General features: G+C 74.9%; 12 protein-coding genes. 5 read left to right on the top strand and 7 right to left on the bottom strand.

Annotated features, from left to right (window positions below):
- Positions 1-48 precede the first annotated feature (48 nt).
- Positions 49-1,965: a DUF423 domain-containing protein gene (locus F8274_RS04270; RefSeq protein WP_225853600.1), complete on the top strand. Its 1,917-nt coding sequence runs from the start codon at positions 49-51 to the stop codon at positions 1,963-1,965.
- A gap of 71 nt (positions 1,966-2,036) precedes the next feature.
- Here the strand turns inward: F8274_RS04270 and F8274_RS04265 are convergent, their stop codons facing one another.
- Both F8274_RS04265 and F8274_RS31140 read right to left on the bottom strand, forming a co-directional pair.
- Entirely contained in the window at positions 2,037-4,937 is a 2,901-nt protein-coding gene (locus tag F8274_RS04265; RefSeq protein ID WP_225853599.1) for an AAA family ATPase, read from the bottom strand.
- A gap of 227 nt (positions 4,938-5,164) precedes the next feature.
- Entirely contained in the window at positions 5,165-5,335 is a 171-nt protein-coding gene (locus F8274_RS31140; protein WP_192579699.1) for a hypothetical protein, read from the bottom strand.
- A 214-nt stretch (positions 5,336-5,549) separates the two neighbouring features.
- Here F8274_RS31140 and F8274_RS04260 point away from each other — a divergent pair, with 214 nt between their 5' ends.
- Positions 5,550-6,239: a DUF4191 domain-containing protein gene (locus F8274_RS04260; protein WP_151460953.1), complete on the top strand. Its 690-nt coding sequence runs from the start codon at positions 5,550-5,552 to the stop codon at positions 6,237-6,239.
- Between the two features lie 66 nt (positions 6,240-6,305).
- Here the strand turns inward: F8274_RS04260 and F8274_RS04255 are convergent, their stop codons facing one another.
- On the bottom strand, positions 6,306-6,716 hold the full coding sequence (locus F8274_RS04255; protein WP_370518193.1) for an RDD family protein: 411 nt from the start codon (positions 6,714-6,716) through the stop codon (positions 6,306-6,308).
- A gap of 231 nt (positions 6,717-6,947) precedes the next feature.
- Between F8274_RS04255 and glnA the strand changes: the two genes are divergently transcribed.
- Entirely contained in the window at positions 6,948-8,372 is a 1,425-nt protein-coding gene (gene glnA / locus F8274_RS04250; protein ID WP_151460952.1) for a type I glutamate--ammonia ligase, read from the top strand.
- 84 nt (positions 8,373-8,456) lie between these two features.
- Here glnA and F8274_RS04245 read toward each other — a convergent pair whose 3' ends face one another.
- The 4 genes from F8274_RS04245 to mptB (F8274_RS04230) form a co-directional block, all read right to left on the bottom strand.
- A complete protein-coding gene (locus F8274_RS04245; RefSeq protein WP_192579698.1) occupies positions 8,457-8,921 on the bottom strand; it encodes an SRPBCC domain-containing protein in 465 nt (154 codons plus the stop codon).
- A 14-nt stretch (positions 8,922-8,935) separates the two neighbouring features.
- Positions 8,936-9,280 (bottom strand): helix-turn-helix transcriptional regulator, encoded by a 345-nt coding sequence (locus tag F8274_RS04240; protein ID WP_151460950.1) that lies wholly within the window; start codon positions 9,278-9,280, stop codon positions 8,936-8,938.
- Positions 9,281-9,358: 78 nt separating this feature from the next.
- Positions 9,359-10,852 (bottom strand): polyprenol phosphomannose-dependent alpha 1,6 mannosyltransferase MptB, encoded by a 1,494-nt coding sequence (gene mptB / locus F8274_RS04235; protein ID WP_151460949.1) that lies wholly within the window; start codon positions 10,850-10,852, stop codon positions 9,359-9,361.
- An 11-nt stretch (positions 10,853-10,863) separates the two neighbouring features.
- Positions 10,864-12,279, bottom strand: a complete 1,416-nt coding sequence (gene mptB, locus F8274_RS04230; protein ID WP_192579697.1) for a polyprenol phosphomannose-dependent alpha 1,6 mannosyltransferase MptB — start codon at positions 12,277-12,279, stop codon at positions 10,864-10,866.
- A gap of 45 nt (positions 12,280-12,324) precedes the next feature.
- Here mptB (F8274_RS04230) and F8274_RS04225 point away from each other — a divergent pair, with 45 nt between their 5' ends.
- Together F8274_RS04225 and F8274_RS04220 are read left to right on the top strand one after the other, a co-directional pair.
- Positions 12,325-14,028, top strand: a complete 1,704-nt coding sequence (locus F8274_RS04225) for a hypothetical protein (RefSeq protein ID WP_151460947.1) — start codon at positions 12,325-12,327, stop codon at positions 14,026-14,028.
- Positions 14,029-15,079: 1,051 nt separating this feature from the next.
- The gene (locus F8274_RS04220) at positions 15,080-15,622 is read left to right on the top strand and encodes a hypothetical protein (RefSeq protein WP_151460946.1); all 543 of its coding nucleotides are present in this window, start codon (positions 15,080-15,082) and stop codon (positions 15,620-15,622) included.
- The last annotated feature ends 43 nt before the right edge of the window (positions 15,623-15,665 follow it).

Raw genomic sequence — 15,665 nt, 5'->3', positions numbered from 1 at the left:
ACCGCGTCACCCACCGCCGGCCACCCGCCGGATGCCATGATCCCAGGGATGACCGCCGGGGTACGCCAGCAGCCGCGCGAGGCCACCCGCCCGCGCACGCCCCGGCGTCCCCGACTTCCGGCGCTGCTCGCCCTGCTGGTCGGGCTCGCCGGGATCGGCTACCGGCTGGCGCTCCTGCTCGCCGACGCACCACCCACCAACAGCGACGAGGCGACCATGGGGCTGGCCGCCCTGCACATCGCTGGCGGCGCGGACTTCCCCGTCTGGTTCTACGGCCAGGCGTACATGGGCACGCTGGAGGCGTACCTGGCCGCGCCGCTGGTCGCCCTGGCCGGGCCCTCGGTGCTCGCCCTGCGACTGCCCACCCTGGCCCTCTACGCCCTCTTCCTCGCCCTGTCCTGGCGGCTCACCCGCCGGCTCGGCGGCGACCGCTGGTACGCCCTGCTGGTCGTGGCCGTGCTCGCGCTCGGCGCCGACCGGGTGGTGAAGAACCAGCTCATCGCCGGCGGCGGCTACCCGGAACTGAACCCGGCCGCTGCGGCGCTGGCGCTGCTCACCGTGGGGCTGTGCGCTGCCAGCCCGGGAGTGCGGCCGCCGCTTCGGGCGGCCGCGTCCCGGCCGGCGGTGCGGCTGTCCGGCTGGGGGGCCTGGGGGCTCGTCTCCGGGCTGCTGCTCTGGGTCGATCCGTTGATCCTGCCGTTCGTGCTGGCGCTCGGCGCGGTGCTGGTGGGGCGGCGCGGGCGAGAGCTGGTCGGGCGGGCCGGGGCAGCCCTGGCCGGAGGGCTGCTGCTGGGCGCGGCGCCGATGCTGCTGGACAGCCTCCGGCACGGCCGCGACCCGCTCGCCGCGGTGCTGGCCGCCAGCGGCGCCGACGCGGCGGCGAGCTGGGGCGAGCGGCTGCACGGCGCGCTCGTACTCGGCCCGCCCCTGGCGATGGGCTTCTGCTCCCCCGGCCACTGCGCCGGGTGGCAACTCTGGTGGGCCCCGGCGTTCCTTGTCCTGCTGCTGCTCGCGGCGATCACCGCCGGGCGCACCCTCCGCCGGCCCGTGTCGCCCGCCCCGCTCTCGTCGTCTCCGGATCTTGGCGACTTTCCGTTCGCCGCGAACGACAACTCTCCAAGATCCGGCGAGGATCCCGCTGTGACAGCGGACCGGCGGGTGTCGGCGGCGGTGCGGCTCGCGCTGCTCGCGGGGGCGGCGGCGGTGCTGGCGGCCTACGCGGCGAGCAACGCCGCGGGGCGGACCCCGGTGGAGAGCGCCCGCTACCTCTCGGTCCTGGCGGTCGCCACGCCGGCCCTGCTCTGGCCCCTCTGGTCCGCCGCCCGCCGCGCCGGCCGGTGGCCCCGATCCGCCGAGCCGCCCCACGGCCCCGGCGAAGCGGCGGACTCCGACCGACGTGATCAGGACCTCGACGAGCTGCCGGAATCCCACCGGACCGGCCACCACCTCGGCGACCTGGCGGTATCCGACCCGCCGGAAGCGCGCCAGGTCGGCGAGGCGGAGCCGATCGACCGGTCGACGGGCGGCCGGGCGCGGGTCCGGGCGGCCGGGGCGGCGGCGGTCGCCGTGCTGGCGGGGATGCTCGGCACCGGAGCGGTCGCGACGGCGGACGCGATCGGGACCGTGCCGGCCACCCACGCGGAAGCCGACCGGCACCGGGCGCTCGTCGACACGCTCGGCGCGCTGGGCGTGCGACACGTGCGCGCCGGCTACTGGACGTGCAACCGGCTCACCTTCGCCACCGGCGAGGACGTGCGCTGCGCCGTGGTCGACGACGAGCTGCGCCCCGGGTTCGACCGGCTGCCGGCGTACCGGCGGGCCGTGGACGCCGACCCCGGCGCGGCGTGGGTGGCTCCGGCCGGGTCCCCGCTGGCCGCCCGGCTGGACGGGCGGGTCGGATCCGGCCCGGGCGCGCTCGAGGTGGTCACCGCCGCCGGCTGGCGGATCTACCTGCCCCGACGCTGAGCGACCCTCCGCCCGCCACGAGCCGACGCCGCGCGCGGCCCAGCCGGCCCGAGCCGACGCCGCCGCCTCGGCTACCCTCGCCGCTGGGCCGGCGGCACCGGGTCGAGCAGGCCGAGGCGGTGGGCCAGTGCGGCGGCCTCCACCCGGTTCGTGACGTCCAGCTTGGCGATGATCCGGGACACGTGCACGCTCGCCGTCTTCGGCGAGATGAAGAGCCGCTCGGCGATCCGGCTGTTGCTGTGCCCCTCGGCGACCAGCCGGAGCACCTCCTGTTCCCGGCTGGTCAGCAGGTCCGGGCCGGGCCGGCCGGCGCCGCGCAGCCCGACCCGGCGGGCCAGGGTGGCGGCCTGCTCGCCCAGCGGGGCGGCGCCGAGCCGGGTGGCGATGTCCGCGGCCTCGCGGACGGCGGCGGCCACCTCGTCCCGCTCGCCGGCCGCCGCGGCGGCCTCGGCCAGCGCGAGCAGGGCCCGGCCCAGCGGGTACGGCTGCCCCACCGCCCGCCACTCCGCCACGGCCGCCCGCCACGCCGGCAGCGCGGCGGGGGTGCCGCCGGTGGGGATCGCGGTGACCTGGGCGGCGTGTGCCTGCTCCGCCGGATAGCGGACGGGCAGCACGGCGGCCACCGCGGACGCCTCGGCGGCCAGATCGGCGTCGCCGACCCGCGCGGCCGCGGAGGCCACGGCGCTGAGCACCGGCCAGCCCTCCCGGGGCAGGTCGACCAGGCGCTCGTCGGCCAGGGCGGCCCGGCTCGCGGCGAGCGCGGCCACCTTGTCGTCCGCCGCCAGGGCGGCCTCGATGCGCAGCTCGTGCAGCGGCAGCCGGTGGTTCGGCCAGAGGTACGGCCGGGCCAGGAAGGCCAGCGCCCGGCCGACCAGCTCGTCGGCGGCGGGGTGTGCGCGGGCCAGCCGCAGGCCCGCCCGGAGCTGGAGCCAGTGCAGCCCGGAGACGCCCGGCGGGTCGATCCGGGCCGCCTCGGCGCAGGCCGCGTCGGCCTCGTCCCAGCGGCCCAGCGCGATCAGCGCCTCGGCCCGGTTCGACAGCAGGTACGCCCCGGTGGAGCGGCTGATCCCCACCCGGCGCGCCTCGCTCACCCCGGCCGCGGCCGCTTCCTCGCTCTCGGCGTACCGGCCCAGCTCGTAGAGCACGTCGGAGAGGTATACCAGCGCGCTGACCAGCGCCGGCGCGTTGCCGGTCGCCCGGGCCAGCGCCTCGGCCCGGCGCAGCTCGGCCAACCCCAGGTCGGGGGCGTTGTCGGTGCGGCAGAGCAGGGCGATCCGGGTGGGCAGCAGGGCCACGTCCTCGCCGATCGCCTCGGCCGCGGCCATCGCCTCGTCGGCCACCGAGGCGGCCTGCGCGGGGTCGATCTTGACCAGGTGCGCGGCGATGTCGGCGAGCAGCCGCACCCGCTCCGGCGCGTCCGCCATCCCGCCCGCCAGCCGGTACGCCTCGCGTACCTCGACGGTGCCGTCGCTCTTGCCGAGCAGGGCGAGCAGCCGGCCGCGCCGGTGGAGCAGGCGGGCGGCGCGCAGCGGCTCGGCGGCGGTGTCCACCTCGGCGAGCCCGGCCCGGGTCAGGGTGAGCGCCCGGCTGTAGTCGCCGGCCGTGGTGGCCGCGGCCAGGGTCTCCTCCAGCACCCGCAGGTGGTCCATGCCGAGCCGGTCGCCGGCGTCGGGCACCAGCTCCCACAGTTCGAGGACCCGTTCCAGCAGCCGGCTCTGCTCCGCGTACGCGTACCGGTCGCCGGCGGCACCGGCGGCCTCCCGGGCGGCGATCAGGGCGCGCGGGTGGTCGTGTGCCGCGTACCAGTGGTGGGCGATCTCGGCCGGGGCGCGGCCGGCGGCCACCAGGTGCGGCTGCGCCTCGATGGCGGCGGCGTACCGGGCGTGCAGCCGGGCGTGCTCGCCGGGGAGCAGGTCGTCGTGGACGGCCTCGCGCACCAGCGCGTGCCGGAACTCGTAGTCGCCGTCCGGGTCGGCCACCACGAGCTGGCCGGCCACGGCGGCACGCAGCGCGTCCTCCAGCTCGTTCTCGGGCAGGCCGGCCACCTCGGCGAGAAGCTCGTGGGCGAAGCGGGTGCCGCCGGCCGCGGCGATCCGCAGCACCCGCTGGGCCGGCTCGGGCAGCCGGTCCACCCGGGCCAGCAGCAGGTCGCGCAGCGTCTCCGGCAGCACCGCGCAGCCGACCGGGTCGCCGGCCGCGGCCAGCTCCTCGATGAAGAACGGATTGCCCTGGGTACGCCCGTGCACGTCGTCGACGGCGCGGGGCGCGGGCTCGACGCCGAGCAGGTCGGCGAGGACGGCGGCGGTGCCGTCCCGGTCCAGCCGGCCGAGCTCGACCCGCCCCACGCCCCGGGCCCGGTCCAGCTCGGCGAGGAAGGGACGCAGCGGGTGGCCGCGGTGCAGCTCGTCGGTGCGGTAGGTGCAGACCAGCAGCAGGCGGGTGGACCGGGCGGCCCGGACCAGGAAGTCGATCAGATCCCGGGTGGACCGGTCGGCCCAGTGCAGGTCCTCGATCACCAGCACCAGCGGCCGCTCCTCGGCGAGCCGCCGGAACAGGTCGGCGACCAGGTCGAACAGGTAGCCGCGCGGGGTGTCGGAGACGGGCAGTCCGGTCGGCGCGGCTGCGGCCGGCACCCGGGCAAGCTCGGGCAGCAGCCGGGCGAACTCCGCCTCGTAGCCGGCGAAGGCGGCCGGGCCGTCGTGGCGCAGCACGTCGCGCAGCGCGGCGGCGAACGGCGCGAAGGGCAGGCCGGCCTCGCCGAGTTCCAGGCACTGGCCGATGAGCAGCCGCGCCCCGGTCGCGGTGGCGTGCGCGCCGAACTCCTCCAGCAGCCGGGTCTTGCCGACCCCGGCCTCGCCGCCCACCAGGACGGTCGCCGGGTCACCGGCCCGGGCCCGGCCGAGCGCCTCGCGCAGCCCGGTCAGCTCGGACTGGCGGCCGACGAGGACGGTGCTGGCGGCGCGTGCGGTCACGCCGTCGAGCATGCCATGGCGTACGCCGGCGCCGTCCCGGCCGACCGGCCGGTTCCCCGCCGGCCCGGCCGCCCCTGTGACGGCCGGACCGACGTCGTGGGAACCCGGACCGGCCGCACCACTCCCGTCGGAGACGGCCGGACCGACGTCGCTGGAACCCGACCTGGCCGCACCACTCCCGTCGGAGACGGCCGGACCGACCGGGGGCGCCGGCAGCGCCGGGGCGGTCACCGGCGGGCGTCGGAGACGCGGGCGGCGTGCTGCCGGCGGCCGAGCCAGCCGCGCGGGTGGCGGCGGGGCAGGGACCGGGCGAGCCGGTCGCGGGCCGCGTCGGCCTGCAGCTCGGAGGCGTGGCTGCGGTGGATGCTGAGGAGCAGGTCTGCGTCGTTGCCGAACATCTCGGTTCTCCTGTCGTGCGGTGTCTGTCGCTGTCGACACTGACTTTCCGCGCGAAGGTGCCCCCGGGGCATGGGTGCGCAGCCTGATCTTCGGCCGCTCCCCCTCCTTACCGCGGGGCCTCAGGAGCCCGGCGGCGACGTAAGGTACTCAGCTCGGCGGTGGAGGGGCAGCCACGGATCAACGGACCGGGCGGCGACCACTAGACTCTGCGGCATGGCAAAGCCCCAGGAGAAGGTCTCGTTCGGCCAGCGGCTGAAGCAGATCGGGATGGTGTTCCAGTTCACCGCCAAGCAGGACCGGTGGTTCGCGCCGCTGACCGCGGCGGCGGTGCTGATCCCGCTCGCGCTCACCGTGGTGGCGGTGCTCCTGTGGGGTTGGATCTGGCTGCCGATCGGCATCCTGTTCATCCTGCTCGCCGTGCTGATCGTGCTCAACCTGCGGTCCAACAAGGCGATGATGAACGCCGCCGAGGGGCAGCCCGGCGCGGCGGCCCAGATCATGGAGAGCATGCGCGGCGACTGGCGGGTCACCCCGGCGGTCAGCTCCACCACCCAGATGGACATGGTGCACCTGGTGATCGGCCGGCCGGGCGTGATCCTGCTGGCCGAGGGCAACCCGCAGCGGGTGCGGGGCCTGCTCGGCCAGGAGAAGCGCCGGCTGGCCAAGGTGATCGGCTCCGCGCCGCTGCACGACTACGTGATCGGCCAGGGCGAGGGTGAACTGCCGATCCGCAAGCTGCGGATGACGCTGATGCGGCTGCCCCGCAGCCTCGCCCCGAAGGACGTCAACGCCCTCGACAAGCGGCTCAAGGCGCTCACCGCCCGCCCGCAGATGCCCAAGGGCGCGGTCCCGAAGAACATGCGGCCGCCGCGGGGCGCGTTCCGCCAGACCCGGGGTCGCTGACCCTCGTCGTACGCGAGAAGGAGCCGGTCCCACGCGGGCCGGCTCCTTCGTCGTGCCGGGCGGGGATCAGCGGCGGGCGGGGCGGGGGGCATCGGCCACAACCGACCCGGTGAGCCGGTCGTGCAGGCCGCGCCGGTGCCCGTCCATGATCAGAGCGGGCACCACGAGGGCCAGCAGCACGCCGCGCAGCAGCGCCCGGAGCAGCCCGATCCGGCCCCCGTCGGCCCAGGACAGGCAGCGGATCCGGGTGAGGTACATGCCGGGGGTCTGGGCGAAGAGGCCGAGGAAGAAGCCGTACTCCAGGATCAGCACCAGGACCGGGGCCCAGCCGTCCCGGACCGGGTCGGCGAAGATGTTGGCGATCAGCAGGCAGAGCAGCCAGTCGACGAGCAGCGCACCGAAGCGGCGGCCGAGGCTCGGGGGCGTGAAGGTCGGGTCCGCGGCGGGCGGCACCGGCACGGCGGCGGTATCGGTCACAGCGGCCAGGGTAGCCAGCGGCCGGCCGGGGGCCGCCGGGTACGCCGGTCGGCACGGAGCGGGGAACAGGACCAAACCGTCAAACAGCGCCAGACCGGGGTGTTGAGCGGCCGGGATGACGCTCCGCGAGGGACGTAACACGGCGGAAACAGAGGAGACACGGCCGGGCAACCCCGCGGCCATAGCGTCGCCAGGAAGACAGCGACCGGAGTGGACCCGCCAGGAGGACCTGTGTTCGCCAATCCCGAGGAACTGCTGCGCTACCTCGCCAACGAGGACGTGAAGTTCGTCGACGTACGTTTCTGTGACCTGCCCGGCGTGATGCAGCACTTCAACCTGCCGGTCGAGTCCGTCGACGACAGCCTGTTCACCGACGGCCTCGCGTTCGACGGTTCGTCGATCCGCGGCTTCCAGGCGATCCACGAGTCGGACATGCTGCTGCTGCCCGACGTGGCGACCGCCTTCATCGATCCGTTCCGCGCGCAGAAGACGCTGGCGTTGAACTTCTTCATCCACGACCCGTTCACCCGCGAGGCGTACTCCCGGGACCCGCGCAACGTGGCGAAGAAGGCCGAGGCGTTCCTCGCCGCCAGCGGCATCGCCGACACCGCCTACTTCGGGGCGGAGGCGGAGTTCTACATCTTCGACTCCATCCGCCACGAGACCTCGGCGCACCAGTCGTTCTACTACATCGACTCCATCGAGGGCGCCTGGAACTCGGGCCGGGAGGAGCCGGGCGGCAACCGCGGGTACAAGACCGCCTACAAGGGCGGCTACTTCCCCGTCCCGCCGGTGGACCACTACGCCGACCTGCGCGACAGCATCGTCCGCCGCCTGGTCGACACCGGGTTCACCGTCGAGCGGTCCCACCACGAGGTCGGCACCGCCGGCCAGTCGGAGATCAACTACAGGTTCTCCACCCTGCTGCACTCCGCCGACCAGCTCCAGCTGTTCAAGTACATCGTGAAGAACGAGGCGTGGGCCAACGGCAAGACCGCCACGTTCATGCCCAAGCCGCTGTTCGGCGACAACGGCTCCGGCATGCACACCCACCAGAGCCTCTGGCTCAATGGTGAGCCGCTGTTCTACGACGAGACCGGCTACGCCGGCCTCTCGGACACCGCCCGCTGGTACATCGGCGGCCTGCTGCACCACGCCCCGTCGCTGCTGGCGTTCACCAACCCGACGGTCAACTCCTACCGCCGCCTGGTGCCGGGCTTCGAGGCGCCGGTGAACCTGGTCTACTCGCAGCGCAACCGCTCGGCGTGCACCCGCATCCCGGTCACCGGGGCCAACCCGAAGGCCAAGCGCGTCGAGTTCCGGGTGCCGGACCCGTCCAGCAACCCCTATCTCGCGTTCTCGGCGATGATGATGGCCGGCCTGGACGGCATCAAGAACAAGACCGAGCCGCCGGCCCCGATCGACAAGGACCTGTACGACCTGCCCCCGGAGGAGTGGGGCGACGTCAAGCAGGTGCCGGGTTCGCTCCCGGAGGTGCTGGACGCGCTCGAGGCCGACCACGATTACCTGCTCGACGGCGGGGTCTTCACCCCGGACCTGATCTCCACCTGGGTGTCGTGGAAGCGGGCCAACGAGGTCGACCCGGTGCGCCTGCGCCCGACCCCGCACGAGTTCGCCATGTACTTCGACTGCTGAGCTCCTCGGCGCGACACACTCCACAGCACCGGCCGGGCCGGCTCCGCGACAGCGGGGCCGACCCGGCCGGTTCGCGGGTCCGCCTCAGCGGGTGAGCAGCGCGTCCAGCTTGGTGAAGGAGCTGCCCCAGCCCTGCTCGGCACCGGACCGCATCTCCGGCGCGAACGGGCCCTGGCGCAGCACCAGCCGGGTCCGGTCACCGGGCTCGGCGTGGAACTCCAGCCGCAGCGTGAACCGGGTGCCGTCGGGCACGCCCGGCACGCCGTGCGCCTCCTCGTAGCCCACCAGCAGCTCGTGCTCCACCACCTCGCTGAAGGTGCCGTCGGCCGGCGAGGTCATCGCCGGGTCCTCGTCGTTGACCATGACGAAGCGCTGGTGGCCGCCGACCCGGACGTCCATGTCGACGGTGTCCCGCGGCACGGACCAGCCGACCGGGGCGAACCACTCGGCGAACTGGTCCGGGTCGGTGAACGCGCGCCAGACCAGCTCCCGCGGAGCGTCGAACACCCGGGTCATGACGAGTTCCTGGGTCGCCTGCGTGTCGGTCATGCTGCTGTCCTCTCTCATCGGTCTTTCCGTTCGGTCTGCGCCTGGACCCGCCTGAGGTGCGCGTCGAGCCGGTCGAAGTTGGCGTCCCAGAACTGCCGGTAGCGCTCCATCCAGGCCGTCGCCTCGCGCAGCGGCTCCGGGTTGAGGCTGCTGGACCGCCACTGCGCGCTCCGGCTGCGGGTGATCAGCCCGGCGTGCTCCAGCACCTTCAGGTGCCGGGAGATCGCCGGCAGGCTGATCGCGAACGGTTCGGCGAGCTCCGAGACGGTGGCGTCCCCCTCCGCGAGCCGGGCGAGGATCCCCCGGCGGGTCGGGTCGGCCAGCGCCGCGAAGATGACGCTCAGTCGGTCCTCGGCCACTGCTTAACCATCCTGTTAATTAACGGATGCGTTAAACATAGAGGCCGGGTGGGCGCGCGTCAACCACTTCGGGAAAGTTCAGCGGGCGCGGCGGGCCCGGACCGCGGCCACCACCACGACGGCCACCACCAGCGCCGTCATGACTATCGCGCCCGGCGCCTTGGTGAACCGGGCCAGGTTGGTGCCGTCGGGCAGGGCGAGCAGCGAGGCCACCGCGCAGGGCGCCACGAACCACACCGTCCGGGCCACGGCGACCGTCGCCACCGCGAGCAGCGCCAGCGGCCAGGTCGCGTACCAGGGGTGGAAGACCGGCGCGAGCAGCACGGTGGCGGCCAGGGCCAGGCCGGCCCCGGCCAGGGCCACCCGGGGCCGGACGGCGGCCGGGCGAACCACCGGTTGCCGGACCTCGCCCAGCCGGCGCAACGCCGTCCACGACCGCCACCACAGGACCACCAGCAGCACGGCGAGCACGGCGAGCGCGACCGCGCGGACCACCGGCACGGCCTGCGGGTCCCGGCCCGCCAGCGCGCCCGCGTAGTCGACGACCAGACCGACCGCGGTCGGTGGAGACGTCCACTGCTCGGAGTCGCCGCTGCGGGCCAGGCCGCGCACCCAGCCGAGGCCCAGACCCGTGAGCAGGCTGCTGATCGCCAGCGCGCCCAGCAGTCCCCCGGCCAGCCAACCGCCGTCGCGCAGCAGCGCCCGCCACGTGTGCCGGCCCGGCACGGCGGCCAGCACCGCGAACGGCAGCACCACCACGGCGACCGCCTTCACCGCCACGGCCAGCCCGAACAGCACCCCGGCGACGACCAGGGCCCGCGGCCGGCCGGGCCGGCGGACCACCACCAGCAGGCCGAACAGCAGCAGCCCGAGGCCGACCGCGTCGCTGTGGGCGCCGGCCACCAGGTGCACCCCGACCAGCGGGCAGGCCAGCGTCAGCCAGGCCGCCCGCCGGGTCGGCACCCCCACGGCCCGGGCCAGCCCGGGCAGGCAGACCGCGGCCAGCAGCACCCCGGCCAGGGCCAGCACGCGCAACACCACGATCGCGCCGACCAGGCCGCCCCCGAGCACCACGGCCAGGCCGGCGAGCAGTACGAAGAACGGCCCGTACGGGGCTGGCGTGTCCCGCCAGATCGGCGACACGCTCTCCGCCCACGGGCAGCCGGCCGCCACCACCCCGACCCGGTACGGATCGACGCCGTGCGTCCACGACCAGCCCTGGCAGGCGTACGAGTAGACGTCCCGGCTGCCGAGCGGCGGCGCGGCCAGCAGCGGGAGCAGCCAGAGCCCGGCGGTCGCGTACACCCAGCGGCCCGACGGCGGGCCCCAGCGCAGCGACCACCAGGCCCCGACGAGCAGCACCGTGCCGGCCAGCCAGCAGCCGAGCACCGCCGGCCCGTGCGGGGCGCGCCAGGCGTCGCCGAGGCTGGTCACGGCGGGGGCGTCGGGCAGCGCGCCGCCGAGCCAGCCGGCGACGGTCAGCAGCACCGCCCCGGCGAGCCCGGCGTACCGGGCGAGCGCGGGCGCCACCGGCCGGACCGGTCCGTCGGGCAGCGCGCCGGGCTCGCTCACCGGCACCTCTCTCAGTCGGCTCCTCGGTCGGCGGGGACCGGCCGGCGGGCCGCCCGAGCCGAACGTACCAACCGGACCACCACCACGATCACCAACAGCGTCATGAGGGGCGCGCCCGGCATCTTGGACCACCGGGGCAGGCCGGTGCCGTCGGCCAGCACCAGGAACGCCGACACCAGCGCCACCAGCGCGAACCACCTGGTCCGGCGGGCGGTGGCGGCGAGCACGGTGAGGGGCCAGATCCAGTACCAGGGGTGGAACAGCGGCGAGAGCGCGACGGTCGCGGTCAGCGCCAGACCGGCGTGCCAGAACGGCTCCCCGCGGCGCAGCGCCCGGAACCAGAGCCAGACCAGCACCGCCACGAGGACCACCACGGCGATCCCCCGGGTGACCGGCAGCGCGTCGATGTGCGCGCCGAAGAGCGCCGCCACGTACCCGGCGCTCTGCCCGACCGCGGTGGGCGGCGAGGTCCAGGCCACCACCAGGCCGCCCTGTTCCAGGCCGCTGATGAAGCCGAAGTCGAGGCCGGCGGCCAGGGTCACGGCCACCACGGTGGCGACGGCCGCGCCGACCACCCAGGCGCCGTCGCGGACCAGCGCCCGGATCCGGTACGGCCCGACGATCGCGGCCAGCGCGGCGAACGGCACCACCACCAGCGCGGTGACCTTGACGGCGGCGGCCAGGCCGAGCAGCACCCCACCGGCGAGCAGCGGCAGCGGCCGGCCCGGCCGGGCCGCCACCACGGCCAGCCCCGCGATGAGCAGGCCCACCATGAGCGCGTCGTTGTGCGCCCCGGAGATCAGGTGCACGGGCACCAGCGGGCAGGCCAGCGCCAGCCACAGCGCCCGCTGCGGCGGCACCCCGCAGCGGCGGGCCAGCACCGGCAGGGCCCAGGCGGTCAGCCCGACCCCGGCGACCGCGAGCAGCCGGAACAGCGCCACGCTGCCGGCCAGCGACCCGGCCGCCGACACCACGGCGCCGGAGAGCACCACGAACAGCGGCCCGTACGGCGCCGGGGTGTCCCGCCAGATGTAGGAGATGGTGTCCAGCCACGGGCAGGGCAGCGCCGACACGCCCTGCTCGTACGGGTTGATCCCGGCCGAGTAGCTGGCACCCTGGCAGGCGTAGGCGTAGGCGTCCCGGCTGCCCAGCGGCGGGGTGAACAGCATCGGCAGCAGCCAGAGGGCGACCGTGACGAGCACCCAGCGGGTCGAGGGCGCCCGGTCGCGCAGCGACCACCAGGCCCCGGCCAGCAGGGCGGTACCGACCAGCCAGAGACCGATGATCAGGGGCCCGTTCGGGCCCTGCCAGATGCTGACCGGGGTGGGTCGCAGGTCTCCGTGCGGCAGCGCGCCGCCGAGGTAGGCGGCGACGGCGAGCAGCACCGAGCCCGCCAGGCCGATCCAGCGCGAGAGGTGGTGAGGCACGCCGGACATGCTGCCAGTACGGTGGGTCGCGATCAGGAGGTGGGCATGCGGGGCGGTCGTGTGGTGGCGGTGTCCGCCGCGTCCGCGCTGGTCCTCGCCGTGCTGTATCTCACCCTGCCGGCCACCGGATCGGACCTGTCCGCCCAGGTGGCCCGGGCCGGCTTCTTCGCCGCACACGGGCCCGCCCTGGTCGACCTGCGCTGGTACGGCGGGGTCCACCCGTGGGGCTACAGCCTGGTCTCGCCGCCGCTCATGGCCCTGCTCGGGGTCCGCCCCACCGGCGCGCTCACCCTGCTCGCCTCGGCCAGCGCGCTCGCCGCCCTGCTGGTCCGCACCCGCGTGCCCCGCCCGCTGCTGGGCAGCCTCGTCGGGGTGCTCACGATCGCCGGCAACCTGGTCTCCGGCCGGGTCACGTACGCCCTCGGGGTCGCCTTCGGCCTGGCCGCGCTGCTCGCGCTGACCCTGCCCACCGGAGGCGCCGGCCGGGCCCGGTGGTGGCGGGCCGTGCTGGCCGCCGCGGCCGCCCTGCTCGCCTCCGCGGCCAGCCCGGTGGCCGGGCTCTTCGTCGGCCTCGCCGGGGTCGCGCTGCTGCTCACCCGCCGGTACGCCGACGGCCTGCTGCTCGCCGTGCCCGCCGCCGCGCCTCTCGCCGTGACCGGCCTGCTCTTCGGCGAGGGCGGCTGGATGAACATCAGCCGCACCGACACCGTGCACGCCGTGGTGACCAGCCTCCTGGTGGCCGCGCTGGTGGCCCACCGGCCGGTGCGGGTCGGCGCGCTGCTGTCCGCGGCCGGGGTGCTGGCCGCGGCCCTGCTGCACACCCCGGTCGGGTTGAACGCCACCCGCCTGGTGGTGATGTTCGCGCTGCCCGTGCTGGCCGCATCCGCGACGCTCCCCCGCCGCCTGACCAACTGGCGATCCGGACGCAACCCCGCCAACGCAGCGGGCCAGCCCACGCCGGCAGGCGAACCGGCGTCGGCGGTCGAACCGAGCCCGGAGGGCGGCCCTAAGCCCGTGGGTGTGCTCAGGCCGGCGGCGTCGGCATGGCGACGGCGGGCGGCAGCGGCGGTGGCCCTGGCAGCGCTGCTCGTGGCGGTCTGCGTGTGGCAGCCGCCGGTGGTCGTCGCCGATGTAGCCAGCGCGGACGACCCCACGGCCGACCCGGCGTACTTCGCGCCGCTGCGGGCGGAGCTGGACCGGCGCGGGCTCACCGGGCGGGTCGAGGTGCCGCCGACCCGCAACTACTGGGAGGCCGCCCACCTCGGCGAGGTGCCCCTCGCCCGGGGCTGGCTGCGCCAGGCCGACATCGCCCGCAACCCGCTCTTCTTCGCCACCGTCCCCGGCGCGCCCGGCACGGGGGTCCCGCTGACCGCCGACACCTACCGCACTTGGCTGGCGGAGAACGCCGTGCAGTACGTCGCCGTGCCCGACGTCGAGCTGTCCTGGGTCGGGCGGCCCGAGGCGGACCTGGTGAGCGCCGGCCTGCCCTACCTCACCGAGGTCTGGTCGGACCCGCACTGGCGGCTCTACGCGGTGGCCGACCCGACCCCGCTGGTCGGCACGCCGGGCGAGTTGGTCCGCCAGGACGCCGCCACGGTGACCTTCCATGCCCCCGGCCCCGGCCCGGTGCCGCTGCGGGTACGCCACGACCGCTGGCTCACCGTCTCCGGCGGCGCCACCCTCGCCCCCTCGGGCGAGTGGACGACCGTGACGGTCCCCCACGCCGGCACCTACACCCTCGGCGGCTGACCGGCCGGGCCCGTGAGCCCGACGACCTTGATGCCGTGAACGACCGTGACCACGCCGCACGCCGGCACGAACACGTTCGCCGGCGGGCCGCGAGCGCCACGACGTCGATGAGACGCACCCCCTGACCGTGCCGCCCGCCGGCACCAAACACTCGCCGCCTGAACTGGCAGAGGCCGTGAGCCGCTACGAACTTGATGACGTGAACGCCTCTGACCGTGCCGCACGCCGGAACGCACCTGGCCGGCTGAACTTGCGGAGATGTCGTAAGCCGCAACGAACTTGATGACGTGGACGACTCAGTTCGCGCAGGCACCCGATTGGCGCGAGTGATCCGCCTGCGTCATCAAGTTGGTAGGCGTGGGCGAGGAGGTGGCGGCCCGGCCGTCACCGGAGCACGCCTTTCGAGCTGATATCGAGGACGACTCACCGCTGTCGCACTCGCCGGCGCGCCCGCAGGGCCGGCAGGGCCGGCAGGAGCGGACCGGATGGCGTCCACGAGTGAGTCGTTCCCGACATCAGCTCGAAAGGCGCTGGCGCGGAGACGGTTGGGGTGCCCCAGCGCGCCGATCCGTTTACGTCATCACGTTCGTAGCCGCCCACCCAGGCAGCTTCGGTGTGGGGTCAGTGTCCGGTTGTGCCCTGCGCGGGCGTTGAGTGGAACGCTATGTGTGTCTCCCGGGTCCGGATACATCCATAGCGTTCCACCGACGGTCCCGACCTGGGCGCGGTGTCCGGTTCCGGGGTGACCGGCGGCATCCTGGCGGTGGAATGGCCGGCGGGTGGGGGTCGTTGTATCCGGGTGAACGGCGGAGGACCACGCCCCGCCTCCCGGGGTGACCCGCCGAGAGCGACCGCCCCGCGAGGCGGGACTGCCCGGCCGGGAATGACGGTGGCCGGCCGGTCGTTGTACATGGTCCCGGCGGCGACGTAGAGGCTCTGCCCCGCGTGCTGGATGATCCCCCTAAGACTTTCTTGAGCGCCTGACGGTGCTTGCGCACACACAGCCGACCCCCATCGGCGTGTGCGCCGACCCCCGAATGGAGCCATCCGGATGAACACGATGCTGCGTAAGAGTGTGCTGGGTATTGCTGGTCTGGCTTTCACCGGTGGTGTCTTCGCCGGTCCGATCGCCGCCCACGCTGCTGAGCCGGTGCATACCGCGCCGGTGGCGGTGAGTGTGCAGGGCGCCCAGTCGCACATCGACCTGAACGACGAGCAGACCGCGAACGCCAAGGCGATCATCGCGGCGACGAAGAAGGCCGGCCTGCCGGAGCGGGCCGCGGTCATCTCGATCGCCACGAGCCTGCAGGAGTCGAAGCTGGAGAACCTGGGCCACCTCGGCGACGCCAATGACCACGACTCGCTGGGCCTGTTCCAGCAGCGCCCGACCAGTGGTTGGGGCACGCCGGAGCAGATCACCGACCCGGAGTACTCGACGCTGGCGTTCCTCAAGGGTCTGAAGCAGGTCGACGGCTGGCAGGACATGCCGCTGACCGAGGCCGCCCAGACCGTGCAGGTCTCGGCCTACCCGGACGCGTACGCGCAGTGGGAGCAGCAGGCCACCGACATCGTCCACCAGCACTGGAACAGCTGACCCAAACAACCGCTGGCCGGCACCCCCAACACGGGGTGCCGGC

This window comes from Micromonospora sp. AMSO31t (assembly GCF_008868175.1).
Classification (GTDB): Bacteria; Actinomycetota; Actinomycetes; order Mycobacteriales; family Micromonosporaceae; genus Micromonospora.
Note: the sequence above shows the minus strand (reverse complement) of the source record. Positions and strands in the feature narration are given on the sequence as shown.